This window comes from Ruegeria sp. AF7, from assembly GCF_056541885.1.
This window is the reverse complement of the sequence record NZ_JBQFYX010000024.1, coordinates 1-23,500: the sequence shown is the minus strand read 5'-3', so window position 1 is coordinate 23,500 and position 23,500 is coordinate 1. Positions and strand designations below refer to the sequence as shown.

The 23,500-nt window shown below is 59.5% G+C and carries 21 protein-coding genes, 1 pseudogene and 1 riboswitch; of the genes and pseudogenes, 14 read left to right on the top strand and 8 right to left on the bottom strand.

Translation table 11 applies throughout. The features are described 5' to 3' along the window. Window positions 1-11 precede the first annotated feature (11 nt). Both ACR0AP_RS19655 and ACR0AP_RS19650 read left to right on the top strand, forming a co-directional pair. Entirely contained in the window at window positions 12-716 is a 705-nt protein-coding gene (locus ACR0AP_RS19655; RefSeq protein ID WP_480508822.1) for a GntR family transcriptional regulator, read from the top strand. Continuing rightward, window positions 713-1,423 (top strand): aspartate/glutamate racemase family protein, encoded by a 711-nt coding sequence (locus ACR0AP_RS19650; RefSeq protein WP_480508820.1) that lies wholly within the window; start codon window positions 713-715, stop codon window positions 1,421-1,423. Before ACR0AP_RS19655 ends, ACR0AP_RS19650 begins: the two co-directional genes overlap by 4 nt. 40 nt (window positions 1,424-1,463) lie before the next feature. Here ACR0AP_RS19650 and ACR0AP_RS19645 read toward each other — a convergent pair whose 3' ends face one another. From ACR0AP_RS19645 to ACR0AP_RS19630, 4 genes are all read right to left on the bottom strand, one after another. After that, window positions 1,464-2,099, bottom strand: coding sequence for a nucleoside/nucleotide kinase family protein (locus ACR0AP_RS19645; protein ID WP_480508818.1), 636 nt, complete (start codon window positions 2,097-2,099; stop codon window positions 1,464-1,466). Further along, window positions 2,096-2,872 (bottom strand): ATP-binding cassette domain-containing protein, encoded by a 777-nt coding sequence (locus ACR0AP_RS19640; protein WP_480477471.1) that lies wholly within the window; start codon window positions 2,870-2,872, stop codon window positions 2,096-2,098. Before ACR0AP_RS19640 ends, ACR0AP_RS19645 begins: the two co-directional genes overlap by 4 nt. Continuing rightward, the gene (locus tag ACR0AP_RS19635; RefSeq protein WP_480489245.1) at window positions 2,872-3,945 is read right to left on the bottom strand and encodes an ABC transporter permease; all 1,074 of its coding nucleotides are present in this window, start codon (window positions 3,943-3,945) and stop codon (window positions 2,872-2,874) included. Before ACR0AP_RS19635 ends, ACR0AP_RS19640 begins: the two co-directional genes overlap by 1 nt. A 107-nt stretch (window positions 3,946-4,052) precedes the next feature. Continuing rightward, complete coding sequence (locus ACR0AP_RS19630; protein WP_480489243.1) at window positions 4,053-5,072, bottom strand: substrate-binding domain-containing protein; 1,020 nt, start codon at window positions 5,070-5,072, stop codon at window positions 4,053-4,055. Window positions 5,073-5,246: 174 nt separating this feature from the next. On the opposite strand from ACR0AP_RS19630, the gene ACR0AP_RS19625 reads away from it, so the two are divergent. The 6 genes from ACR0AP_RS19625 to ACR0AP_RS19600 all read left to right on the top strand — a co-directional run bounded on the left by ACR0AP_RS19625 (window position 5,247) and on the right by ACR0AP_RS19600 (window position 10,294). After that, window positions 5,247-6,452, top strand: coding sequence for an ROK family transcriptional regulator (locus ACR0AP_RS19625; protein ID WP_480508816.1), 1,206 nt, complete (start codon window positions 5,247-5,249; stop codon window positions 6,450-6,452). A gap of 121 nt (window positions 6,453-6,573) precedes the next feature. Then, a riboswitch (cobalamin riboswitch) is annotated at window positions 6,574-6,772 on the top strand. 132 nt (window positions 6,773-6,904) lie between these two features. Next, window positions 6,905-7,690: a DUF4198 domain-containing protein gene (locus ACR0AP_RS19620; RefSeq protein ID WP_480508814.1), complete on the top strand. Its 786-nt coding sequence runs from the start codon at window positions 6,905-6,907 to the stop codon at window positions 7,688-7,690. A 6-nt stretch (window positions 7,691-7,696) separates the two neighbouring features. Continuing rightward, window positions 7,697-8,308 (top strand): cobalt transporter CbiM, encoded by a 612-nt coding sequence (gene cbiM / locus ACR0AP_RS19615; RefSeq protein WP_480508812.1) that lies wholly within the window; start codon window positions 7,697-7,699, stop codon window positions 8,306-8,308. After that, the gene (locus tag ACR0AP_RS19610) at window positions 8,305-8,868 is read left to right on the top strand and encodes a cobalt ABC transporter permease (protein ID WP_480508810.1); all 564 of its coding nucleotides are present in this window, start codon (window positions 8,305-8,307) and stop codon (window positions 8,866-8,868) included. Before cbiM ends, ACR0AP_RS19610 begins: the two co-directional genes overlap by 4 nt. After that, on the top strand, window positions 8,868-9,647 hold the full coding sequence (gene cbiQ, locus ACR0AP_RS19605) for a cobalt ECF transporter T component CbiQ (protein ID WP_480508808.1): 780 nt from the start codon (window positions 8,868-8,870) through the stop codon (window positions 9,645-9,647). Before ACR0AP_RS19610 ends, cbiQ begins: the two co-directional genes overlap by 1 nt. Then, complete coding sequence (locus ACR0AP_RS19600; RefSeq protein ID WP_480508805.1) at window positions 9,644-10,294, top strand: energy-coupling factor ABC transporter ATP-binding protein; 651 nt, start codon at window positions 9,644-9,646, stop codon at window positions 10,292-10,294. The genes cbiQ and ACR0AP_RS19600 overlap by 4 nt, the downstream gene beginning before the upstream one ends. 16 nt (window positions 10,295-10,310) lie before the next feature. Here the strand turns inward: ACR0AP_RS19600 and ACR0AP_RS19595 are convergent, their stop codons facing one another. The 4 genes from ACR0AP_RS19595 to ACR0AP_RS19580 all read right to left on the bottom strand — a co-directional run bounded on the left by ACR0AP_RS19595 (window position 10,311) and on the right by ACR0AP_RS19580 (window position 16,182). Next, window positions 10,311-10,526, bottom strand: a complete 216-nt coding sequence (locus tag ACR0AP_RS19595) for a hypothetical protein (protein WP_480508803.1) — start codon at window positions 10,524-10,526, stop codon at window positions 10,311-10,313. Between the two features lie 76 nt (window positions 10,527-10,602). Next, entirely contained in the window at window positions 10,603-11,601 is a 999-nt protein-coding gene (locus ACR0AP_RS19590; protein WP_480508801.1) for a hypothetical protein, read from the bottom strand. Further along, window positions 11,594-15,307, bottom strand: a complete 3,714-nt coding sequence (locus tag ACR0AP_RS19585) for a hypothetical protein (RefSeq protein WP_480508799.1) — start codon at window positions 15,305-15,307, stop codon at window positions 11,594-11,596. Before ACR0AP_RS19585 ends, ACR0AP_RS19590 begins: the two co-directional genes overlap by 8 nt. Before the next feature lie 245 nt (window positions 15,308-15,552). Beyond that, window positions 15,553-16,182 (bottom strand): response regulator transcription factor, encoded by a 630-nt coding sequence (locus ACR0AP_RS19580; protein WP_267365646.1) that lies wholly within the window; start codon window positions 16,180-16,182, stop codon window positions 15,553-15,555. A gap of 220 nt (window positions 16,183-16,402) precedes the next feature. On the opposite strand from ACR0AP_RS19580, the gene ACR0AP_RS19575 reads away from it, so the two are divergent. From ACR0AP_RS19575 to glyA, 6 genes and pseudogenes are all read left to right on the top strand, one after another. Further along, entirely contained in the window at window positions 16,403-17,644 is a 1,242-nt protein-coding gene (locus ACR0AP_RS19575) for a pyridoxal-phosphate-dependent aminotransferase family protein (protein ID WP_480508797.1), read from the top strand. Window positions 17,645-17,659: 15 nt separating this feature from the next. Next, entirely contained in the window at window positions 17,660-18,859 is a 1,200-nt protein-coding gene (locus tag ACR0AP_RS19570; protein WP_267365650.1) for a malate--CoA ligase subunit beta, read from the top strand. After that, window positions 18,856-19,743, top strand: coding sequence for a succinate--CoA ligase subunit alpha (sucD, locus tag ACR0AP_RS19565; protein ID WP_209508187.1), 888 nt, complete (start codon window positions 18,856-18,858; stop codon window positions 19,741-19,743). Before ACR0AP_RS19570 ends, sucD begins: the two co-directional genes overlap by 4 nt. After that, complete coding sequence (locus ACR0AP_RS19560; protein WP_480489218.1) at window positions 19,743-20,714, top strand: 2-hydroxyacid dehydrogenase; 972 nt, start codon at window positions 19,743-19,745, stop codon at window positions 20,712-20,714. The genes sucD and ACR0AP_RS19560 overlap by 1 nt, the downstream gene beginning before the upstream one ends. Then, window positions 20,714-23,344: a phosphoenolpyruvate carboxylase gene (locus ACR0AP_RS19555; RefSeq protein WP_480508795.1), complete on the top strand. Its 2,631-nt coding sequence runs from the start codon at window positions 20,714-20,716 to the stop codon at window positions 23,342-23,344. Before ACR0AP_RS19560 ends, ACR0AP_RS19555 begins: the two co-directional genes overlap by 1 nt. 22 nt (window positions 23,345-23,366) lie before the next feature. Next, window positions 23,367-23,500: pseudogene (glyA, locus tag ACR0AP_RS19550) on the top strand (serine hydroxymethyltransferase); the annotation flags it as partial.

Genomic DNA, 23,500 nt, shown 5'->3' with positions numbered 1-23,500 from the left:
GGGCTGGGGTAATGGCGGGTCCGCGCGTCGATGATATCTATGATCAGGTCAAGGCGATGGCGGTTTCGTTTCGCCTGCGCCCCGGCGACCGCCTGAACGAAGTGGCGTTGTCCAGAGATCTGGGCGTCAGCCGCACCCCGTTGCGCGAGGCGTTGAACCGTCTGGTTGCCGAACGGCTTTTCGACTTCCGCCCCGGACAAGGCTTTTTCTGCCGCCCGCTGGATGCGCAAAGCGTGTTCGACCTGTTCGAACTGCGCCAGATCATTGAAACAGCGGCGGTGCGCGCGGCCTGTGCCAAAGCATCGGACGAAGACCTGCAATTGCTGCGGGATGAGCTTTACGCAACGGGCATCGACATCACCGGTCTGACTGTTGAAAAAGCAGTCAACCGGGATGAGGCGTTTCATTTGGGTATCGCGAAGCTGTCTGGAAACATGGAACTGTTGCAAACCCTGACGCGGATCAACGACCGTATCCGCTATATCCGTTGGATCTCCATGAGCCTCGACCGCGTGCAACGCTCAAAGGACGAACACAAACGCGTCATGCAGGCTTTGATGGACCGGCACGCGGATGAGGCCGCTCGGATTCTGGGTGCACATATTTCCAAGCGTATGGATCAGGTGCAGGATGCCGTGCGTCACGGGATTTCCAACATCTACATGGAAGGGTCGGACGATATCTCGACCCGTATCATCGAGGAGGTCGAGGGATGATCGCGCAGGGCGGAAAATCCATCTACGGCGCGTCTGTCGGCATTCTGATGCTGGATGCCCGGTTTCCCCGCATTCCCGGCGATATGGGCAACGCGCGGACCTGGCCCTTTCCGGTTCACTATCGCATTGTGCGCGATGCCTCGCCGGATCGGGTGGTCCGGCGCAATGCCGAAGGTATGCTCGACATGTTCATCGACGCGGCGCAGGAGCTTGTAAAAGATGGTGTGGACGGGATTACCACCAATTGCGGGTTCCTGTCCCTGTTCCAAAAAGAGCTGGCCCAGGCTGTTCCTGTTCCGGTGGCCACATCGTCCCTGATGCAGGTTGAAATGGTCAACCGCATCCTGCCGGCGGGAAAACGCGCCGGGGTTCTGACCATATCAGCCTCTACTCTGACCCAAGATCACTTGCTGGCCGCCAATGTTCCATTGGACACGCCTATCGGCACAACCGAAGGCGGGGCGGAGTTTACCCGCGCGATCCTTGGAGATGAGCTGGGCCTTGATATGGAAAAGGCCCGCAAGGACAATGTCGAAGCCGCAATGGCCCTGACATCGGAACACCCCGATCTTGGCGCGATCGTGCTGGAATGCACGAATATGTGCCCCTACGCACCCGATATTCAGCGCGCCACAGGGCTGCCGGTGTTTTCTATCGTATCTTTCGTGAAGTGGTTTCAGGCAGGTCTTGTTCCGCCCACCTACTAGACAGGTGACACGGGCGCTCTGACTGGCCCGCCCTAAGATGTCACAGGTTCAGGTCGCCTTGTACCGAGTTTTGGATCACCCGCTCGGCATTCGGAATGTCGTTTGAAAGCGCCCGCTCTCTTGCGGACTGTTTGTCCAGCCCAAACCCAACCCAACGGTCGGTGAGCCGGGTTTCCAGTGTAGCAAGATCGACGCCCAGAAACACCTTGAGCGCCCATAAGGGATGAAGGCCCACCCAGCCCGGTTCATCCAGCAAAAGGTAATTGCCTTCAACCAGAACGACCCGCTGATCAGGCGAGATCATTGATCGGGCAGCGATCGCCAGATCAAGCTTTCGGTCGAAGCCCGGAATTGCAACTTCATCTTCGGTGCGCAAACGCACAAGCAAGGCATGAAGCCCGGCAAGATCGAAGGTTTCCGGCGCGCCCTTGCGGGCGAAAAGCCCGCGTTCCTTCAGGATCGCGTTGTCAAAGTGAAAACCGTCCATTGGCACAAGCCCTGCTGACACGCCGCGCCGGTTCAGCTTGGCCGTGGCAAGGCTGGCAACGGTGCTTTTCCCGGATCCGGGCGGGCCCGCAATCGCGACAAGTTGCCGGTGTCGGGCCGGCGGCAGCGCCTCAACGGCGTCGACGATGCTGTCGGCCAGAACGTCAGGGGCGGTGCCGCCACCGGTCATGCAGCCTGATCCTCGGGCGGTGCGTCCTTGGCCCCGGTCATGAATGCTACGGCGTCGGACATCGAATAGTCCTTGGGGTCAATCACACACAGGCGTTTTCCCAGCCTGTGCACGTGAATCCGGTCTGCGACTTCGAATACATGAGGCATGTTGTGGCTGATCAGGATGATCGGAATGCCGCGTGATTTCACATCCTGGATCAGTTCAAGGACCCTGCGGCTTTCCTTCACGCCCAGTGCCGCCGTCGGTTCGTCCAGAATGATGACCTTGGACCCGAACGCCGCCGCGCGTGCCACGGCGACCCCCTGACGTTGTCCACCCGACAGGGTTTCGACCGCCTGATTGATATTCTGGATCGTCATCAGACCCAATTCGCTCAGCTTTTCGCGGGCGAATTTTTCCATTGCCGGGCGGTCCAGCATTCGAAGCCATGATCCCAATGGCCCCTTTCGCCGAATTTCCCGCCCCATGAACATGTTGTCCGCAATCGACAGGGCAGGGGACATGGCAAGCGTCTGGTACACGGTTTCAATACCGGCTTCACGCGCGTCGATCGGGGAATGGAAATTCACCTTCTGACCTTCCAGCCAGACCTCGCCTTCGTCCGGCGCCACCGCGCCCGACACCGCCTTGATCAGCGTCGATTTGCCCGCGCCATTGTCGCCGATCACGGCCAGAATCTCACCCGGCATCAGGTCAAAATCGCAGTGATCCAGCGCAGTCACCTTGCCATAGCGTTTCACAAGGTTCCGTCCTTTGAGAATGGGTTCCATCAGGCTGCCACCTTTCTGATCCACTGGTCGACCGCGACCGCTGCGATGATAAGGATGCCGATCAGCAGGAACGTCCATTGTGCATCTGCGCCCAGCAACCGCAGCCCAAGCGTAAAGACACCCACGATCAGGGCACCGAACAGGGACCCCAGAATAGACCCGCGACCGCCAAACAGCGATATCCCTCCGATCACGACCGCCGTGATGCTTTCGATATTGGCCAGCTGGCCCGAGGTTGGCGAAACCGACCCGATCCGGCCAATCAGGGCCCAGCCCGCAAAGGCGCAGATCAGCCCGGACAGCATGTACACGGATATCAGCGTGCGGTGCACGTTGACACCAGACAGTTCTGCCGCTTCGGGGTCATCCCCGACGGCATAAACATGCCTGCCCCAGGCCGTGTGCCGCAACGCGTATGCAAGGACGAGGATCAGCGCCAGCATGAAGACAACACCAACGGTAAACACCGCCCCGCCCAGGTTAAACTTGGCACCAAACAGTTGCAGGATGGCGGCGTGTTCCTCGATCTCCTGCGACCGGATCGTTTCGTTTTGTGAATAAAGAAAATTCGCCGCAAGAACGATCTGCCACATGCCAAGGGTGACGATGAAAGGCGGCAGCTTGATGCGACTGACCAGAAACCCGTTCAAGGCCCCGATTGCCGAGCCAACAGCAAGGCCGCACACAATCGCAACCGAAGGCGGCATTCCATAGCGGAAAGTGAATTGCCCCATCACAACCGACGACATCACCATGATGGCCCCAACACTCAGGTCGATGCCTGCGGTCAGGATCACAAGGCTCTGCGCCGCGGCCACGATCCCGACGATCTGAACCTGTTGCAGGATCAATGTCAGCGCAAAGGGCGAAAAGAACTTGGGGCCCAGCAAGACACCAAAGATGACGATGGCAGCGACAAGGACGATCAGCGGGACCAGCGACGGGTTCACATGCAGAAAATGCTGAACCGTTCCGACAAATCCGCGTTGGTGATCGTCAAATTCGGCAACTTGCTCTGGGCTGCCCTTTGCGGCGGTTTCGAAATCGTCGGCTTGTCGTGAAGAATCGGACATGGAACTTCCCCCAAAGCGTCAGGTTTATGACGACTTTAGCAAGGTTTCGGGCGTGTGGGTGGTTTTGATAAGTGGAAGGCCGCGCAGCGGCCTTCCACACGTTCAGCTTAACCCCAGCAGAGGTCCATGCCTTCCTGAACCGAGATGGACTCGACGCCGTCGGCGGCCTTATCCGTCACAAGCGCCACGCCAGTGTCAAAAAAGTCCTTACCGGGTGTGTTCTCGGGTTTCGTCCCTTCGTCCGCCCATTTCTTGACAGCCTCAACGCCCAGCGATGCCATCAGCAGCGGGTATTGCTGGGATGTTGCGCCGATGACCCCGTCCGCCACGTTCTGCACGCCGGGGCAGCCGCCATCGACGGAAACGATCAGCACGTCATTTTCGCGCCCGATAGCCTTGAGCGCCTCGTAAGCACCCGCTGCCGCCGGTTCGTTGATGGTATGCACCACGTTGATCATCGGGTCTTTGGCCAGCAGGTTCTCCATCGCGCGGCGGCCGCCTTCTTCGTTGCCAGCGGTGACATCGCTGCCAACAAGACGCGGGTCGTCTTCATCGCCAATCACGTTCGGATCGGCCAGATCAACACCGAACCCCTGCAGGAACCCCTGATTGCGAAGCACATCCACAGTGGGCTGGCTGACCGCAAGGTCCAACGTGGCGATTTTGGCGTCATTCGCCGCATCACCCAACGTGGCTTTTGCCCATTGTCCGATCAGAAGCCCCGCAAGGAAATTGTCCGTGGCAAAGGTTGCGTCGGCCGAGTCGATAGGCTCAAGCGGGGTGTCCAGCGCAATCACGAGCAGCCCGGCATCGCGGGCCTGCTGCACCGCCGGAACGATAGACGACGTATCTGACGCGGTCAGCAGGATACCCTTGGCGCCATCCAGAATGCAGGTTTCGATGGCCTGAACCTGAGTTTCGTGGTCGCCGTCGACTTTGCCGGCAAAGGCCTTCAGCGTCATGCCAAGCTCTTCGGCTTTGGCGGTCGCACCCTCTCTCATTTTGACAAAGAAAGGGTTGGTATCCGTCTTGGTGATCAGGCAAACGGTTTCACCTTCGGCCATTGCACTGCTTGCCATGGCCGTAACCGCCAGCGCCGTGGCGCCTGCAAGTTTCGCAAGTTTCATCGGTAGTCCTCCCAGTTTTCCCAATGCCCGTCAGGGCATACGTCTGATCGGGCGAAATCCGGCCCGTTCGAACGTGAAAACCATCACAAGATTCGAATTTTGAGTCAATAAATAAATCACTCTTATTTATTATTGACAGAAAGGAAGGGTTTCAACATTGTCGTCACGAAGGGGATGGCCGTGTCTGCAAACAACTCTTTGGACAATACCGCTGGCGTACGCGAGCCAGACATGCGCGGCACCAACCAAAGCGGAATGCGGGCCCGAAATGAACGGCTTGTCCTGTCACTGGTCCGGCGCCATCAGGCCCTTGCAAAATCTGAGATCGCGCGGATGACCGGGCTGTCGGCACAGACGGTTTCGGTCATCATGCGCCAGTTGGAAACCGATGGGCTGCTTCTGCGGGGCGAACCGATCCGGGGAAAAGTCGGGCAGCCCTCGGTTCCCATGCGCCTGAATCCGGATGGCGCGTATTTCTTTGGGCTCAAAGTCGGGCGGCGCAGTACCGAGCTGGTGCTGACGGATTTCCTTGGCAATGTCAGGCACCGTGAGCGGCGGACTTATGATTTTCCGACGCCCGAGGCGACACTGAGCTTTTCCAAGGAAAGCCTCGACAAAGTGATGACGTCGCTGTCGCCCGAAGCGCGCGGCAGGATCGCGGGTCTTGGGATTGCGATGCCGTTCTACCTTTGGGACTGGGCGCAGACATTGCAGGTTCCGCAGGAGAAAATGGATCCGTGGCGTGACGCGGACCTGAAAGGCGCACTGGCCTCAAGCTATGACTTGCCGGTATTCCTACAGAACGACGCAACGGCCGCCTGCGGTGCCGAGCTGGTCTTTGGCCCGGCGGAAGGCCCACGAGATTTCCTGTATTTTTATGTGGGCTTCTTCATTGGGGGCGGGGTGGTTCTGAACGGCTCCATCTTTTCGGGGCGGGGAAATGCCGGTGCGCTTGGTCCATTGCCTGTGCCGGACGACGCAGGCGGAGTGAAACCGTTGATAGATGTCGCCAGTCTTTATGTGCTGGAGCGCGCAGTTGGTGGGAATGCCGAAACAGCCGGCTCAATCTGGGAAACGACACAGCATTGGGACATACCGGAAACCCACCTTGAGAACTGGTTGAAACAGGCGGCGCACGGGATCGCACATGCCATCGTCTCGTCTTGCAGCCTGATCGACTTCGAATCTGTCAAGATTGATGGCTGGATGCCCACAGGCATCAAGGCGCGGCTGGTGGAATTGGTCGAGGTCAAGCTATCAGACATGAACCTGACCGGGCTTGAACGGCCCTTGGTGCAGGTGGGGACGGCAGGCCCGGATGCCCGCTCATTGGGGGCGGCCAGTTTGCCATTGTCGGAAAGATACCTGCTCGAAGGGTAGGTTCATTCCCGAAAAACCCTGACCTGCATCCAAAGCGGATCCGTCGGAAAAAGGGCATCGCCCGCTAAACTTTTTGACAGCCAGCGCAATTGATCGTTGACGGATGCCGAAGAAGTCTGGCAAGCCGCTCGGCATGTCCGGTTCCGGGGCGTGCTCTGGAATCAATAGGGAATGCGGTGCGGGCTTTGGCCCAATTCCGCAACTGCACCCGCAACTGTAAGCGGCGAGCAGGGCTGAAGTGCCACTGGTGTTAATCCGGGAAGGCCAGCCCAACGCTTTGACCCGCAAGTCAGGATACCTGCCGGACATGTGCCTTTGACAAGGGCACTCCTAATCGGCGACGGGATGTGCGTCGGAGCAGGATGCTTGAAAAAGCAGCTTAGCTTGGACGTCCCCGCAGTCAAAACGCATCTCGTACCGGGGTTGGTGCGATGGGACAAGGACGACTATTGATGACCAAGCTGCTTTCCGCAGCCGCTGTGGCGATGGCGCTTCCAGCGATGGCAAATGCGCATTTCCTGCTGGAATACACCGCTGACACCATGATCGACGCACCGGGGAATGTTCCGGTCAAGCTGATCTTTTGGCATCCGTTCTCGAACGGGCATGTCATGGATCTGGACAAGCCGCAGGAATTCTACGTGATCCACAACGGTCAGAAAACCGATCTGCTGGATACCCTGGAACCCGTACGTTTCACCGGCGGCGAAAACGAAGGCGCGGCATTCAAGGGTTATGTTCCCGTCAAACGGTCGGGCGACTATGTGTTGGTGACTGTTCCCCAGCCCTATTATGAGGAATCCGAGGATATCTATATCCAGCAGATCGCCAAGGCATTCCTGAACCGCAATGAACTGCCGACCGACTGGATGAACCCGGTGGGCCTGCCGGTTGAGATCATCCCGCTCAACAAACCAACCAACATCATCGCGGGTTCGACGTTTACAGGTCGGGTTATGGCCGAAGGCCAACCGGTTGCGGGTGCCGAGATCGAGATCGAGTACATGGCCGCAGAACCGAACATGGAAAGCGCGGCCGCTTCCGCTCCGTCGGTCTCGCCGATGCCGGGTGGTGCATTGGTCGCAACTTCGGATGATAACGGGTATTTCACGTTTGGCGTTCCAAAAGCCGGATATTGGGGATTTGCCGCACTCGGCGCCGGTCCCGTGACCGAACACAACGGCAAAGAACTCAGTCAGGACGCGGTCATCTGGATCCGCGCCTGGGATTTGGAGTAACCGTAGATGCACATCGTTGACGGAGCCTTGTCCAACCCGGTCGTGATCGGCGGAGCCGTCGCTGCGGCGGGTGGGATTGCCATGGGCCTCAGGTCGCTGGATCTTGATCGCATCCCCACTGCGGGGGTGCTGTCTGCCAGCTTTTTCGTGGCATCGCTGATCCATGTGCCGATTGGCCCTTCGTCAGTGCATCTGATCCTCAACGGAATGGCCGGGCTTTTGTTGGGCTGGGCCGCATTCCCGGCCCTGTTCGTCGGGCTTCTGCTGCAAGCCGTCTTCTTTGGCTTTGGCGGGTTGACGGTATTGGGGATCAACACCCTGAACATCGCGTTGCCCGCGGTTTTGGCCGGGCTGATCTTTGGCCGCCTGATCGCCCATGGCTCACCTCTGCAAGGTGCGATATGGGGCGGGGTCGGCGGTGCCTTTGCCATAGCCGCCACAACCGGCATGGTTGCGTTTTCACTGGCCTTGTCCGGGGATGCCTTCCTGCCTGCGGCCAAGCTTGTTTTCTTTGCACATATTCCTGTCATGGCGATTGAGGCAATCCTGACCGGGTTCGCGGTTTTGCTGGCGCGCAAGGTCAAGCCCGAGCTTTTTGTCAAAGGAGCGGTCGCGTGAGGTACCTGGCGATCATTCTGGCGCTGAGCTGCGTACCCGTACCTGCCTTGGCGCATAAGGTCATAGCCGGAGTGTTTGAATCCGGTGACGCCATCGAAGGCGAAATCGGCTTTTCCAACGGCGACATGGCAAGCGATACCGAGGTCATCGTCAAAGGCCCGGACGGAGCCGAGCTGGGCCGTATCCTCACGGATGCAGACGGGTTCTTTATCTACACGCCAAACGCGCCGGTAGCCCATACTTTCTTTGCAAACCTTGGTGCCGGGCATGTGGCCGAGGTCACCATGCCCGCTGCGGATGTCGCCCGGATCATGGGCGTTGAAGCGGAACCCGACACCCCGCCAACAAACGCGCCTGCCCAGACAGCGGCGGTGTTCAGCACAGAACAACAACAGGTCATTGCCAGGGCCGTGCGGGATGAGCTGCGCCCGCTGCGTCGGGAAATAGCGGCTTACCGCGAACAAAATGACCTACAAACTGTTCTGGGTGGGATCGGATATATCGTCGGTCTGTTTGGTCTGGTCTTTTATTTTGCGGCACGCCGCAAGCTGGCGGCCTGATGGCGCACGTTCTGGGGCAACAGGAAAACACGCTGGTCAAAGCGGGCGCGCAGCGGCGCGGCGCGATAAACCCGCTTGATCCAAGGATGCGGATCGTCATGGCGGTTGTCTTCGCGGTGGTGACTGTCGCGGTGTCCTCGCTGACAGCGCTGTGCGCGGCTTTGGCGGTGTCCCTTTCGCTTCTTGCCGCCTCGCGTCTGCCCTGGCGGAAAACATTGAAACGCATGGCCATGATGGACGGGTTCATCCTGTTCATGCTGGTGCTGTTACCATTCTCCATGCCCGGTGACCCGATGTTTACGCTCTGGGGGTTTCCTGCAAGCTGGCAGGGTTTCTGGAAAGCGGTCGAGATCGCCTTGACGGCCAACGCGGTCATCCTGTCCCTTATGGTGCTGGTCGGTACGATGGAGCCGGTTACGCTTGGCCACGCCCTGCACCGCCTGCGCTGCCCCGAAAAGCTGGTTCATCTTCTGATGTTCACCATCCGCTATATCGAGGTTCTGCGGGAAGAATACCTGCGCCTGCGCGCGGCTATGAAAGTGCGCGGCTTTCGCCCGGCAACAAACTGGCACACCTATCGCAGCTTTGGCTATCTCGTGGGCATGATGCTGGTGCGCGCGATCGAAAGATCCGAACGCATACTTGATGCGATGAAATGCCGGGGGTTTTCAGGCCGTATGCTGCTGCTTCAGGACTTTGCCCTGACCCGAAGGGACATCGTTTTTGCCGCAGGTCTTGGTGCCCTTTGCGCGGGTCTGATCATACTGGATTTGGCATGACACTGATTGCGCTTGAAGATATCTGCTTTGCCTACCCCGGTCAGTCACCCGTTCTTGATGGTGCCAGCCTCAGCCTGTCCGCCGGTCAACGCCTGTCGCTGACGGGCCCGAACGGGGCGGGAAAATCGACCTTGCTGCGTATCACGCTTGGCTTGCAGCGCCCACGGTCCGGCACGGTCACGATCTTTGGTCAGCAAAGGGTGCAAGAGGCCGATTTTCATGACGTACGCCGCCGGGTGGGCCTTGTGTTTCAGGATGCGGATGATCAACTGTTCTGCCCGACCGTCGCCGAGGATATCGCCTTTGGCCCGCTCAACCTGGGCAGAACACGCGACGAAGCGCTAGCCATCGTAGAAAACGTGTTGGGTGATCTGGACCTGATGCATCTGAAGAACCGCATCACCCACAAGTTGTCAGGGGGTGAAAAACGGCTGGTTACGCTGGCGACCGTTCTGGCGATGGAGCCCGAGGTTCTGCTGCTTGATGAGCCTACCAACGCGCTGGACCCACGAAACGAGGCCCGGCTGCTGGAAATCCTCCGGGGATTGCCGCAAGCGATCCTTCTTGTCAGCCATTCCCCGGCCTTCCGCGCCGAACTGGCACCGGATGCGCTCGATTTGCGAGACGGAAAACTGGTGGCTGTCTGACAGGACCAATCCGTGTTCAGCTGTGCCGCTTTCGGCTCATAAGCCCATATCTGACCGCCCATGCCCGAAACGACAGGGGTCCGCGCCGGTCCTGTTTCACCGGGTGTTTCGACTGCGCACCACCTTTTCGGTTGAATTCGAAAACGTCGATGATGCGCTCGGCGCAACCGCAGGCTTCGCCCATGCCAACTTTGGCAAAGTAGAATTTTTCGAAACGTTCCGGGTTTTGCATGGCGGCCCTCCTGTTCAAGCGTAACCCCAAAAGCCAAGTGCCGCCAAATCACATTGTTGCGGTCGCAGAGGGGGTCCTATGGCGCGGCGAATGCGCTTCCCGTCCAGACATTGTCCAGTTGGTTAAAAACCGGCGAGGTGATGAGCATCTCGGCAGGGTACAGCAATTGCAGCTCATCCGCGAACCGTGTGACGCCGGGTACAAGCCCGGTGATGTTCTGCCACGCGGCCCAGCTGCCGGGATCGGACAGGCTGTTGGGATTGCCGGGATCAGCCGCCTGGTGCCAACCGGCCGCATTCAGGATCGGTGAAAGGGCAAAGCGCGCATCGTTGCTGTCAACCTCGGAACAGGCAGCAGCATCGCATTCCCAGCTTGTCCAGTCTGCCGCCGCGATGGTCCCGGCAATCGGGGCGGCGGCGTCGATGACCCGTGCCAGAACCTCGAACCCGCCACCCGCAGTCGGACGGCTGAGCGACAGGGGGTCGGTGGCCACGGCATGCAGCGCCGCAGTCGGTGCCAGGTTGAGGGTTCGACCGATCAAAGCCAGCTGTGCGATGCCGTCGGTCACGGGGCCTGATCCGGCGGTAGGAAGGACCCTGACAGGTGTCAGGATCGGCACCGCGCCGCCACGTATCGCGATCTCCTGCAACGCATTGTCGAAGGCCGGAACGAAATCACTGCGGATCGTGAAGCTCAGCGGGAAACTGGCCTGCTGCGGACCAACGGGCCTTGCACCGTCGCGAGTGATGAAAGACAACGGCGGAACGGCACCCGGCTGCGGCAGCGAAATCTGCGGTCCTGCAATACCCAAAGCAGCCGCGATCATGCGTGCGCGCTGTTCGGACTCACCATACTCGCTCAGCAGATTGATATAGCCGCCGATCTCGGTGATGTTGCGCGGCGCAGGGATGCGCGAAGGGGCAATATCGCCCGCAATGGCCAGCCTATGGGCGATCACCTCACGGGCGCGCTGGATCGCCGGAGAGTTGGTCGTTTCAAGGATGTTGATGATCGCCTCGGCAAGGCTTTCATCAATTCCCGGTTTGTCCGTCACATTTGTGCTCGTGTCACTCATTGTCGTCCTCCGCAGGGGCGTTGAGGCCATTGAGGAAATCCAGCACCGACTGGCTGCCGGCCTTGGTCGCGCTGCCGTCATCAGCATCCGCATTTGCCTTGGTGAAGGCCCCGAAAAGCTTGGCCAGAAGCAGCGTGTTGGACGGGTTGGCCAAAGCCGTAGCCCCGCCGGGGAAATCCTTGAACAGGTTTTGAACGAAACCGACCCGGTTGCCATCCGGTTGCCCACCGATCAGCGCGGAAACACCCGAAGCGTTCTTGGCGATATCCTCAAACCCCTTGATCTTGGCGGCATTGCTGGCGTCGAATGCCTTCTTGTCAGCGGCGGCCTTCTTGGCCTCTTCCTCTTTGCGGGCGGCAGCGATTTCCTGACCTTTACCCGCAAGTTCCGTGGCCTTTCCAACCAGCTCCTTGGTCAGATCCGTCGCCGTGTCGATGGCCTTGTCACGCCCCGCAGCGACCGATTGCGTTTCAAGCGCCAGTTGCGCCTGCAACTCCTTCAGACCCGTCAGATCGGTTCCCGCCCGCGCAAGATCGGGCGCAGCCTTGAGGATTTCGGCCAATTGCGACGTGGGCACAGCCTGGCCGGTGCCAATGTCGCCCCCTGCAATGGTCAGCGTGTTCGAAGGCTGGTTGTTCGGCAGGTCTGACGGCGCACGTGTACCAAAGATGGCGTCACTGTCAGCAGGCAGGACCGGCGCGTCGCCAACCGGTGGCGGTGTCGGGCTGTCCTGCCAGTTCCAGAAGCGGCGATGGTCGATCATCTCGCAGGAATTGCAGCGGCCCAGTACAGCCTCGCCCAATAGGCCCCTGGTCGGCAGCGAGATCGTGCGGCGCGGTGGTCGGAAGTCTTCGCGGTGGAAGGCCAGAAGACTGTCCTGAATGTCACCGGTCCGCATCTCCATCCGGTCGGCCAAATCGGGCGGGATCGAGAAGGGCATGATCATGGCATTGCCATAGAACCCAAGCACCTTGTTTTGAACGGTGCTGAGCAGCGATATCTCGCTTGAGGCATCGTCCAGCCCGCCTTCCGGTACCCCTATGGTGAAACGCTCCAGCAGAATTGCACGTTCTTCGTCCGTCATGCTGGCCCAGATCACGCGGGAATAGCGAACGGTGTTGGCCACAATATGCTGGTACATCTCTTCGATGCGGCGCAGATCCCGGCGTGACAGAACGTCCGGCACTTCCTGCACCGAATAGGGCAGGGTGGCAGGCAGCGCCTGGAACGTATTGTCATCAACAACGGTCTGGGCGTTTTCGTTCATACGCGCCTCAAACTCGCTGACCATGGGCGGTCCTACCAGATCGTCAAAGTCCGAGCCCGAGATCGTGGTGCGAAGGCTGCGGTTGATATTGCGGGTGGCCCGATCCAGATCGTCGGCATCTTCCAGATTGGCCAGATGCTCCCAGATGTTGAAAATGTTGATGGGATCAGGACCGGTGTAGAACGAGTAGGCAAACGAACCCGTCCGCCTGCGCAGCTCGACACGGGCGATATCCGACCGCTCGACCGAACGGGGCAAAGCCACAGAGCCGGTATAGGTCCGGCGCTTGGTCGGATCACGCCGGGCATCAGCCAGCCGGACAAGCAGGTTCTCGCGTGTTTCCGCTGGCAGGTCATGCAGGTTGTCGATGTCGATCGGCGATCCGGTCAGCGGCACAGGTCCGACCCGGTCGCCATCCTGCGTGAAGATCACGACAGAAATGTCATCATTGGGCATGAACGTGCCCTGCGCCTCGAAACTGACGATGTCCTGTGCGACGCCGGGCGCGTTCTGCGGTGTTGCATCCTTGTCTGCATAAAACTCTTCCAGCAGCTTCAGTGCGCTGCGGAATCTGCGGCGGTTTCGGAACACGCGCCGGAACACTTCGGCATGGCGCAGGATGACCTTGTACCGGCTCAGCAATCCGGACCGGGTGACATTGCCCGGCAACTGATCGCCTTGCCCCAGACGGCGGAAGCGGATGAGTTGCATGGGCACAAAGACCACCAGCTGCACCCCCTCGATACGCGTTTCCAGAGAAAAGTCGCGCAGGACTTCGAACCATTGCATGGTCATTGCGTGGCAATGATTGCGGTTGGCCACGAATTTCGTTGTGGCCGTCCGCCGATCCGTCGCAGTTGCAGTGCGCACACTGGTCCGTGCCGAGTTACGCTTGACCGAAGCCGCCCGTTCAAGCGCGGCAGAGAATGTCTCATGGGTGTCGGACAGAAAATCGCGCGATGTGTTCTGCGTGTTGGACGAATTGCCGGAAGAATTCGAACTGGACCGTGCGCCGCTGAAGCCCACGCCGCCGACGATGGCCCCGATGCCTCCGAACAGGCCGCCACCAACGCCACCTGCGCCTCCGAAGCTCTTTGAAAAAGCGCGGGTCGAAAACGAAGACGTGCCCTGAATTACCTCATCCAGCGCGCTTTCAAACGTACTGTCAAAGGACGTGTCGCGGGCTTCCTCGAACTCTTGTTGCTCTTCAAATGTCAGGCTCTCTCGTTCACGTACGCTCAGTGTTTCGCGCTGTTCCGACACGACTATCCGCTGCTCTTCTCCCGGGGCAAGCGGCAGGGAATAGACCAGCCGACCCAAAGACATGCCAGCATGGACAGCCGTCGACCGCATCTTGGCAATATAGCCAAGCGCAAGGCTCGACGCTTTGGGCACATCCTGCGGCCGTTCTTCAAGATCTTCAAAGAAGTCTTCAATATCAATGGGTTCATCAATCGGAATTCGGTCCCGAAAATCCCAATCACCCCCGTCATTGTTGAACGCGGCCAGAAGCGTTTCGGCGGACAGATTGGCCTGAGCAAAGGTTGTACCCGGAATAGTCGTCACAAAACGGCCACCGCCTATGGGGCGTGTTCGAACGATATTCTTGGGCCCGACGAGCGGATCAATCAGCCGGTACAGAACCGAATAGCGCCGCCGTGAAACCGTGCCGCCTTCGGTTCGGTACTCCGACGCGCAATCGCCCTCGCCCAGCACGATAGGGGCCTGCGTACCGGTGAAATCGGATATGTTTTCTTCAGCATCCTCGGGATCCACCGGCAGGATATCGGCCAGCTCGCCGACGATCGAACGCTGCAAAGGGAGGAGCGTGCGATCCAGCACCACAAGGCCCATTTCGCCGTCCAGCGCGTCAACGCGCGGCACGGCTTCTGTCAGGGTGGTGTTTTGACCCCTGATCCGCAACCGCAGGCCGTTCTGTGGCAGGCGGAGATTGGGCAGATCAACCGAGAAGAGACCGCGCGCGTCCGTGACGGCGGCTTTGACAGCCCACGAGAAATCCGCGTTGTCGATCCCTTCATTGGCGGTAAAGGTGGGGCGCAGGACCTCGACGATCACACGTTCGGCAGGGGTCCCGTCCGGGTTGATCAGTTCCCCCCGCAGTTTCGGGGCAAGGGTGGGAACGACCGCCCCCAGAAAGCCTCCGGCCAGATCTTCGCGAATGGTTGCAAGCTGGCGAAAAACCGCGCCTGTCGACTGAACACGCCGGTCGACCAGATCGTTGATCACTTCTGTGGACAGCTCAATTCCGACGCCACGGCGCAATGCCTTGAGCTTTTCCGCCTCAACCCGCTTCTGATCCTCAACGCTGTGCGTGCCAGCTGCGACAGTGCCGGAAATTTCCGCTGATATCGATGGGTTTGGCCGAAGATTTGGTATGGACAGCGTTATGCGCGGGGGCTCACTGCTGGAGTCGGACATGAACGTCACCTCTCGAGAAAGAGCTGAAAAAACGAGATGTCAGAAAAAGAAGCCAAATCATTAAAGGTGACTCAAGGTAACATGTTTAGGGGATTCGCGGAAGCAACGCAGGGTTGTGCCTACCGCCACGCGCGGCAAAGCGCTCAGGACAAGCACTGTGTCTCTTGCTGCTGACGGAATCCAGAATTGGTCAGAGTTGGACGAATAACCTGCCCAGAAACACCGGCATCCAAATCGCCTTTGGTCTAGTTTCGTGACTGCTGAGACGAATAGAAATACGCAATGGCCTGCGTGCGGTTTTTGACACTCAGCTTTTCGTAGATGTTGGACAGGTGAAACTTGACCGTGTTTGTCGAAATCTGAAGTTCCTTCGACAGGTCCCGGTTCGACATTCCTTGGGCCAGCGCCTCCAGAATTGCGCGTTCCTTACGCGACAGACTCTGGATTGGGTCCTGTTGCATCTTCCGGATATCGATGAACGGGAATACCATCTTACCCGCTGCAACTTTGGCGCAGGTTTCCAGCAGACCCTCAACCTCGCCCGTGCGGGCGGCAAATCCAGCCGCACCCGCCTGCATCGCCAATCGCGGGACATCGCCGCCAGTGTCGCCATAAACGACAAAGCGCGGGGCGTTGGGCTGATCGCGCAGAACCTCAATCAGTTTGGCGGCCCCCAAAACCGGAAGTGTCCAGTCGACGACACCAACCTGAACGGGAACCCGCATCACCGTTCCCAGAAACCCTTCGGCCGTTGCTGACGTGGCCATCAGCGAGAATCGGGGGTCCCGCTCGAATATTTCGGACATGGCCGACAGAACCAGCGGGTTGCCGTCCGCCAGCATGATGTCGATGGGTTTGTTCGGTGTCTCAACCATATGATTTTGCCCCGATTCCGGAAAAAACTACCCATAAGGATAGGGCATTTCTTTGTATACCTTCGTATTTTTACCAAAACGGGTAGGTACTGACCCATCCCATTGGCCATCCAAAAGCAGTAGTAAGTTACGTTGCGTCATAAGGCAAGCTCGCGTTTCCTGCTCGGTAACTTGCCACAACGGGCCGCTATGCCCGGCCAACAGCCGAGGATGCCAGACCATGACTTTTCAGATTTTCCCTCCGCTCGAAATCCCTCAGACCCTCGCAGCGGGGCCGGGGCCGGGCAACACCGATGCCCGTGTCCTCAAGGCCTTTGCCGATGCAGGCGTTGCCGATCACATGCAGGGGGACGTCCTTAGGGGGATGGTCGAATGCAAGCACATGCTGCGGAAGATCTGGGGCACCCAAAACGCCTATACCTTTGCTGTTGCCGGCACCGGTTGGAGCGCCCTGGACACCATGTTTTCGGCTGTCATGCCTGGCGATAAGGTCGTTGCTTTTGCCAACGGCACATTCTCGGGGATCGACGCGCTGACCCTTCGGATCAAGGCGGCGACGCCCGAAGAACATGCAGCCAACCCGATGGCACCTCAGGCCGCCAGCGTCACCGTGATCGAGGTTCCGCACGGCCAGCCGGTCACCGGTGATCTGGTCGAAGCTACGCTGGCGCAGCACAAACCGAAATGGGCTTTCATGGCGCATTGGGAAACCGGATCGGGCCGCATCAATGACCTGCGCGGATTTTCCGACGCGTGCGAACGTCATGGCGCGGTGGGTCTGATCGATGCGGTGTCGTCTCTGGGCGTCGATGACTTCTCGATAGACGATTTTCCGGGTATCGCCGGATGGGCGTCCTGCCCGCAGAAAGGTCTGTGTTGCTTGCCGCTGACCTATGCCCCTGTCAGCTTTACCGACGCCTATATCACCTCACTGAAAACCACCGGTGCCTATACCTATGTGCACAATCCCATCTTTGAGGCCCGCCATTGGGGCATTGTCGATGGGCAGGATGTTGAAAAGGGCACCTATCACCGCACCCATTCGGGCTACGCCGTTGCGGCCTTCCATGAATCCCTGCGCCTGACCCTTCAGGAAGGTCTGGCCAAGCGGTCCGCGTCGTACAAGACGCACGAAAAGGTTCTGCGGGACGCCGTCACCGAAATGGGCTGCGAGGTCACCTCCGACATGCCCAGCCTGATCGTGCTGAACCTGCCTCCGGAACTGGCTGGCCGCGAGATGGAACTGGTCCAGAACTGCCGCTCGCGCGGGTTTGGCATCTGGCCGACGCTCAGCGAACCCGTGCAGGTGCGCATCGGCATCCTCAACCAATTGAACCGCGACGCCGTCAGCCGGATCGTGCGCCTGTTCGCCGAAGCCATCCGAGAGCTGGGCGGAACGGTCGACCAAGACGCAATCGAAGACCTGCTGGAAAGCCGTTACGGCACCTCAATCGCTGCATAAACAGGAGCGGATCAGATGGATATTCACGAATACCAGGCAAAGGAAATTCTTTCGAATTTCGGTGTCGCCATACCATCCGGCGCACTGGCCTACAGTCCGGAACAAGCGGCCTATCGGGCGCGTGAGCTGGGCGGTGACAAATGGATCGTCAAGGCGCAGGTCCATGCAGGCGGTCGCGGCAAGGCCGGAGGGGTCAAGCTGTGCAACACCGAAAACGAAATCTATCAGGCCTGCGATGATCTGTTTGGCCGCAAGCTGGTCACGCACCAGACCGGCCCCGAAGGCAAAGGCATCTATCGCGTCTATGTCGAAGCCGCCGTGCCGATTGATCGCGAGATCTATCTTGGTTTTGTCCTCGACCGGTCCAGCCAAAGGGTGATGATCGTGGCCTCGTCCGAGGGCGGGATGGAGATCGAGGATATCTCGGCTGACCGCCCGGAAAGCATCGTCCGCTCCATCGTGGAACCGGCGGTTGGGCTTCAGGAATTTCAGGCGCGCGAGATCGCATTCAATCTCGGGCTTGAACCCAGGCTGATCCAGCAAATGGTTCGTACGCTTCAGGGCTGCTATGCCGCCTTTAGCGAGCTTGACGCGACAATGGTCGAGATCAACCCGTTGGTCATCACGGGTGACGACCGGGTGCTGGCGCTTGACGCCAAGATGAGCTTTGACGACAACGCACTGTTCCGCCATCCGCAAATCTCTGAACTGCGTGACAAAAGCCAGGAAGACCCGCGCGAAAGCCGCGCGGCCGACCGCGGATTGTCCTATGTCGGGCTGGACGGAAATATCGGCTGCATCGTCAATGGTGCCGGTCTGGCGATGGCCACGATGGACACGATCAAGCTGGCCGGTGGCGAGCCTGCAAACTTCCTCGACATCGGCGGCGGGGCCTCGCCCGAACGTGTGGCCAAGGCTTTTCGTCTGGTCCTGTCGGACGACAATGTTCAGGCCATTCTGGTCAACATCTTCGCCGGTATCAACCGCTGCGACTGGGTGGCCGAAGGCGTCGTTCAGGCGCTGCGGGAACTTGACCTCGATCTGCCCGTCGTCGTGCGGCTGGCTGGAACAAACGTCGAAGAGGGTCAGAAGATTCTGGCCAAGTCCGGCCTGCCGATCATTCGCGCCACAACGCTGATGGAGGCGGCAGAACGCGCTGTTGGCGCATGGAAAAACGACCTTACTCAAGGCACCAAGATGAGGGCTGTGAAATGAGCATTCTTCTCGACCGTGACTCGCGCGTCATCGTGCAGGGCATCACCGGCCGCATGGCCCGGTTCCATACCAAGGACATGTTGAACTATGGCACCAATGTCGTGGGCGGTGTCGTCCCCGGCAAAGGCGGGGAAACCGTCGAAGGTGTTCCGGTCTTTGACACCGTCAAACAGGCTGTCGAGGCAACCGGCGCGGATGCCAGCCTTGTTTTTGTGCCCCCGCCATTTGCGGCTGATTCAATCATGGAAGCCGCAGATGCCGGTATCCGCTACTGCGTCTGCATCACCGACGGGATTCCGGCGCAGGACATGATCCGGGTGAAACGGTACATGTACCGCTATCCGAAAGAGAAACGCATGGTGCTGACCGGGCCGAACTGTGCCGGTACGATCTCGCCCGGAAAGGCGTTGCTGGGCATCATGCCGGGTCACATCTATCTGCCCGGCCATGTCGGCATCATCGGCCGCTCGGGCACGCTGGGCTATGAGGCTGCGGCGCAGCTGAAAGAACGCGGCATTGGTGTCTCGACCAGTGTCGGGATTGGTGGCGACCCGATCAACGGGTCATCCTTCAAGGACATCCTGCAGCGGTTCGAAGAAGACGAGGACACCCATGTCATCGCCATGATCGGCGAGATCGGCGGCCCACAGGAAGCTGAGGCTGCCGAATACATCCGCGACCACATCACCAAGCCGGTGATTGCCTATGTCGCGGGTCTGACCGCTCCGAAGGGCCGCACCATGGGCCACGCGGGTGCGATCATCTCGGCCTTTGGCGAAAGCGCCAGCGAAAAGGTCGAGATCCTGTCTGCCGCCGGGGTGACCGTTGCCGAAAACCCCGCGGTGATCGGTGAAACAATTGCCCGTGTGATGGAGGCCGCGTGATGGTCAAACCCTCGGTTCTTGTGACCCGTCGCTGGCCTGCCGCCGTCGAGGCGCAGCTGGCCGAGACCTATAACGCCGTTCTGAACACCGGGGACAAACCCATGTCCCCGGCCGAAATCCGGCAAGCCTTGAAAACTTATGACGCGGTGCTGCCAACTGTAACGGACACACTGAGCGCCGAGGCAATGGACGTCCCTGGTGCGCAGACCAAGATCCTGGCCAATTACGGTGTCGGATACAGCCACATCTGCGAACCGTCGGCGCGTGAGCTGGGCATGACCGTGACCAACACGCCCGATGTTTTGTCCGAATGCACCGCTGATATCGCCATGACCCTGCTGCTGATGGTGGCCCGGCGCGCGGGCGAGGGTGAGCGCGAGCTTCGGTCCGGCAACTGGACCGGATGGCGGCCCACGCATCTGGTTGGAACCAAGGTCAGCGGCAAAACGCTTGGCATTATCGGCTATGGCCGCATCGGGCAAGAGATGGCCCGGCGTGCGCATCATGGCTTTGGCATGGACATCCTCGTCTACAACCGCAGTCAGATAGCGCCGGATGTGCTGGCCAGGTGCAATGCAACGCAGGTGGCCTCGATTGACGACTTGCTGCCGCAATGCGACTTCGTCTCGCTGCATTGCCCCGGCGGGGCTGAAAACCGCCATCTGATCAACGCGCGCAGACTGGGCCTGATGAAGCCCGACGCCTTTCTGATCAACACCGCGCGCGGTGAGGTGATCGACGAATGGGCGCTGATACAGGCCCTGATGTTCGAGATGATCGGCGGGGCCGCGCTGGACGTGTTCGATGGTGAACCCCGTATCAGCCCGGACCTGCTGCAATGCGACAACCTCGTGATGCTGCCACATCTGGGCAGCGCCACCCGTGAAGCGCGCGAGGCGATGGGGTTTCGGGTTCTCGATAACCTGAATGATTTCTTTGAAGGCCGCGAACCCCGGGACCGCGTGATCTGATGCAAGCGCTGGCCCCGAATATGCAGCCCACTCCCAACCCCTCGAGCTATGCCGAAGGGTTGCGCTCGGAATTGCGGGCGTTGTGGCGGAACATATTGCTGAAACGGGCGCCACATGTGGCGGCATGGGCCGAGGCCACGCCGCTGCAAGCCATTCCCACGGGACCCGAAGCAACGCCGTATTTGCAGGCCCTTTCGATCTGGTTCCAATTGTTGTGCATCATCGATGAAAACGCCGAGGTTCGGGACCGTCGATTGACCGAAACCCAAAACGGCGCAGAAGCGGTAGAAGGCGGTTTTGCCGAAGCCCTGACGGACTTGTCCCTGACCTATAACCAGGTTGAAAAGCTGACCGCTAACCTGTGTACCGGTCCCACTCTGACCGCGCATCCGACCGAAGCCAAGCGGGTTACGGTTCTGGAAATTCACCGGCGTATCTACCGCAACCTCGTCAGTCTTGAAACGCAACGCTGGACCCCGACAGAACACGCCGAATTGCTGAATGGTCTGGAAGGAGAGATTGATCTCCTATGGCTGACCGGCGAACTCCGCCTGTCGCGCCCAAGCCTGCACGACGAGATCGAATGGGGGTTGCAGTTCTTCCGCGATGCAATCTTTGACGCCGTCCCGCAGGTTATGGGCCGCTTCGATCAGGCCTGCCTGCAAGTGCTGGGCCGTACGCTGAGCGATACACCCGATATCCGCTTTCACAGCTGGATCGGCGGCGACCGGGATGGCAACCCAAATGTCACGACCGAGATGACCGCATTGGCGCTGAAACGCGGACACGAAACAGTTCTGGAGCTTTATCGCCAGGCACTCGAACGTGCTGCGGGCAGGTTGAGCATCAGCGCGCTGATATTGCCTTTACCTGAACCTGTCAGGACGCAAGTACAAGCGATAGTCGACCGGGCTCCGGTCGCCGGACGCAATCGGAATGAACCGTTCCGGCAAGCACTCAATGCCATTCGCTATCGGCTGACAAACAGCGGCTATGATCACATCTCGCAATTCGTGGGCGATCTCGACACGCTTGATACCGCTTTATGTGCGGTCAACGCGGATATTCTGGCGCGGCAGCACATCCGTCCGCTGCGCCGGGCCGCTTCGGTTTTCGGGTTCCGGACCACAACGCTGGACATCCGCCAGAATTCGACCGTCACAACCGACGTTCTGGCCGAAATCTGGTCGCATAGCGGAAAGGTGCCGGTTTACGGCACAGCCGAATGGTCTGCCCGCTTGCGAACCGAACTGGCCGATCAGAACCTGCCCTATCAAAACCGCGATGCGTTAAGCGATCAGGCGCGGGAACTGCTTGCTCTTCTGGCTCTGGTCCATGGTGTGCGATCGGGACCGGACCCCAAGGCAATAGGGCCCTTCATCCTGTCCATGACCCGTTCGGCCGACGACATTCTCGGTATCTACCTATTGGCCCGCTATGCCGGGTTTGGCTCCGAAACTTTGGATCTTTCGGTAGTCCCATTGTTCGAGACGATTGCCGATTTGCGAAATGCCCCATCGATCCTGCTGGACGTTCTGGCTGTCCCGCTTGCCCGTCGCAGCCTCAAAACCGACGGTCGGGTAATCGAGGTGATGCTGGGATATTCGGACAGCGGCAAGGACGGGGGCTATTTCTGCTCAACATGGGAGTTGGAGCGCGCCCAACGCCGGATCGTCTCGGCGCTGGCCTCGCAAGGTTTCAAGGTCACGTTTTTCCATGGTCGCGGCGGTTCGGTCAGTCGGGGCGGTGCACCGACCGGACGCGCCATCGCCGCGCAGCCCAGCGGAACAGTTGCCGGGCGGCTGCGCGTGACCGAACAGGGCGAGGTGGTTTCGGCCAAATATGCCAACCGGGGCACGGCTGCGGCGCATCTGGAGTTGTTGCTGTCAAGCACGATGCGCCATACGGCGACCCTTGACGAGGCGCCTTCACGGCCTGAATTTGATGACGCATTGGATGCTTTGTCAGAGTTGTCACAGACAGCCTATGTCTCGCTTTTGCAGATGCCGGGTTTTCTGGACTATTTCCAGCAGGCGAGCCCCGTCCAAGAACTTGCCCGCCTGAAAATGGGATCCCGCCCGACCCGCCGGTTTGGCGCGGCCAGTCTGGATGACCTGCGGGCCATTCCGTGGGTCTTTGCGTGGTCGCAGAACCGCCACCTGATCACCGGCTGGTACGGGTTCGGCACCGCCATGGCCAGTTTTCGCAAGTTTCGCGGCGCGCGCGGTGATGACGTGTTGCACGACATGTTTCGACACTCCCGCCTGTTCCGCCTTGCCGTCGATGAGATGGAAAAATCGCTCTATCAGACGGATATGGAAATCGCAGCGCAGTATGGCGAATTGGTCTCTGATATCGAGATCCGCCAACGTGTATCGCAGGTGATCAAGGCGGAATACGATCGTGCCTGCAAAGCGATCCGGTTTCTGACCGGTGGTCAGGTCATCGGCCATCGCTTTCCCCGCCTTTGCGAGAGGTTTGACCGCAAACAGGCCGAATTGGCCCGCATTCATGCTCTTCAGGTCGAACTGCTGCAACACGCCCGCAACGAACCGCAGGCAGGGTCAGTTCCCGTGCCCCTGCTGCAATCCATGAACGCCATTTCCGCTGGCCTTGGCTGGACCGGCTAACCATTTTCAGGAGACCAAAACTGTGAACGCCCCGCATCGAACAGACGGATTTTTCACCCAGTCCTTGTCGGACCGCGACCCTGAGCTTTTTGGCTCGATCCGGTCTGAGCTGGGTCGTCAGCGCGACGAGATCGAGCTGATTGCGTCCGAGAACAT

What these genes read in the sequence shown, in the direction of transcription:
- ACR0AP_RS19655 (WP_480508822.1), top strand. Translation starts at nt 12, where the DNA reads ATGGCGGGTCCGCGCGTCGATGATATCTATGATCAGGTCAAGGCGATG.
- ACR0AP_RS19650 (WP_480508820.1), top strand. Translation starts at nt 713, where the DNA reads ATGATCGCGCAGGGCGGAAAATCCATCTACGGCGCGTCTGTCGGCATT.
- ACR0AP_RS19645 (WP_480508818.1), bottom strand. Translation starts at nt 2,099, where the DNA reads ATGACCGGTGGCGGCACCGCCCCTGACGTTCTGGCCGACAGCATCGTC.
- ACR0AP_RS19640 (WP_480477471.1), bottom strand. Translation starts at nt 2,872, where the DNA reads ATGGAACCCATTCTCAAAGGACGGAACCTTGTGAAACGCTATGGCAAG.
- ACR0AP_RS19635 (WP_480489245.1), bottom strand. Translation starts at nt 3,945, where the DNA reads ATGTCCGATTCTTCACGACAAGCCGACGATTTCGAAACCGCCGCAAAG.
- ACR0AP_RS19630 (WP_480489243.1), bottom strand. Translation starts at nt 5,072, where the DNA reads ATGAAACTTGCGAAACTTGCAGGCGCCACGGCGCTGGCGGTTACGGCC.
- ACR0AP_RS19625 (WP_480508816.1), top strand. Translation starts at nt 5,247, where the DNA reads ATGGCCGTGTCTGCAAACAACTCTTTGGACAATACCGCTGGCGTACGC.
- ACR0AP_RS19620 (WP_480508814.1), top strand. Translation starts at nt 6,905, where the DNA reads ATGACCAAGCTGCTTTCCGCAGCCGCTGTGGCGATGGCGCTTCCAGCG.
- cbiM (WP_480508812.1), top strand. Translation starts at nt 7,697, where the DNA reads ATGCACATCGTTGACGGAGCCTTGTCCAACCCGGTCGTGATCGGCGGA.
- cbiQ (WP_480508808.1), top strand. Translation starts at nt 8,868, where the DNA reads ATGGCGCACGTTCTGGGGCAACAGGAAAACACGCTGGTCAAAGCGGGC.
- ACR0AP_RS19600 (WP_480508805.1), top strand. Translation starts at nt 9,644, where the DNA reads ATGACACTGATTGCGCTTGAAGATATCTGCTTTGCCTACCCCGGTCAG.
- ACR0AP_RS19595 (WP_480508803.1), bottom strand. Translation starts at nt 10,526, where the DNA reads ATGCAAAACCCGGAACGTTTCGAAAAATTCTACTTTGCCAAAGTTGGC.
- ACR0AP_RS19590 (WP_480508801.1), bottom strand. Translation starts at nt 11,601, where the DNA reads ATGAGTGACACGAGCACAAATGTGACGGACAAACCGGGAATTGATGAA.
- ACR0AP_RS19585 (WP_480508799.1), bottom strand. Translation starts at nt 15,307, where the DNA reads ATGTCCGACTCCAGCAGTGAGCCCCCGCGCATAACGCTGTCCATACCA.
- ACR0AP_RS19580 (WP_267365646.1), bottom strand. Translation starts at nt 16,182, where the DNA reads ATGGTTGAGACACCGAACAAACCCATCGACATCATGCTGGCGGACGGC.
- ACR0AP_RS19575 (WP_480508797.1), top strand. Translation starts at nt 16,403, where the DNA reads ATGACTTTTCAGATTTTCCCTCCGCTCGAAATCCCTCAGACCCTCGCA.
- ACR0AP_RS19570 (WP_267365650.1), top strand. Translation starts at nt 17,660, where the DNA reads ATGGATATTCACGAATACCAGGCAAAGGAAATTCTTTCGAATTTCGGT.
- sucD (WP_209508187.1), top strand. Translation starts at nt 18,856, where the DNA reads ATGAGCATTCTTCTCGACCGTGACTCGCGCGTCATCGTGCAGGGCATC.
- ACR0AP_RS19560 (WP_480489218.1), top strand. Translation starts at nt 19,743, where the DNA reads ATGGTCAAACCCTCGGTTCTTGTGACCCGTCGCTGGCCTGCCGCCGTC.
- ACR0AP_RS19555 (WP_480508795.1), top strand. Translation starts at nt 20,714, where the DNA reads ATGCAAGCGCTGGCCCCGAATATGCAGCCCACTCCCAACCCCTCGAGC.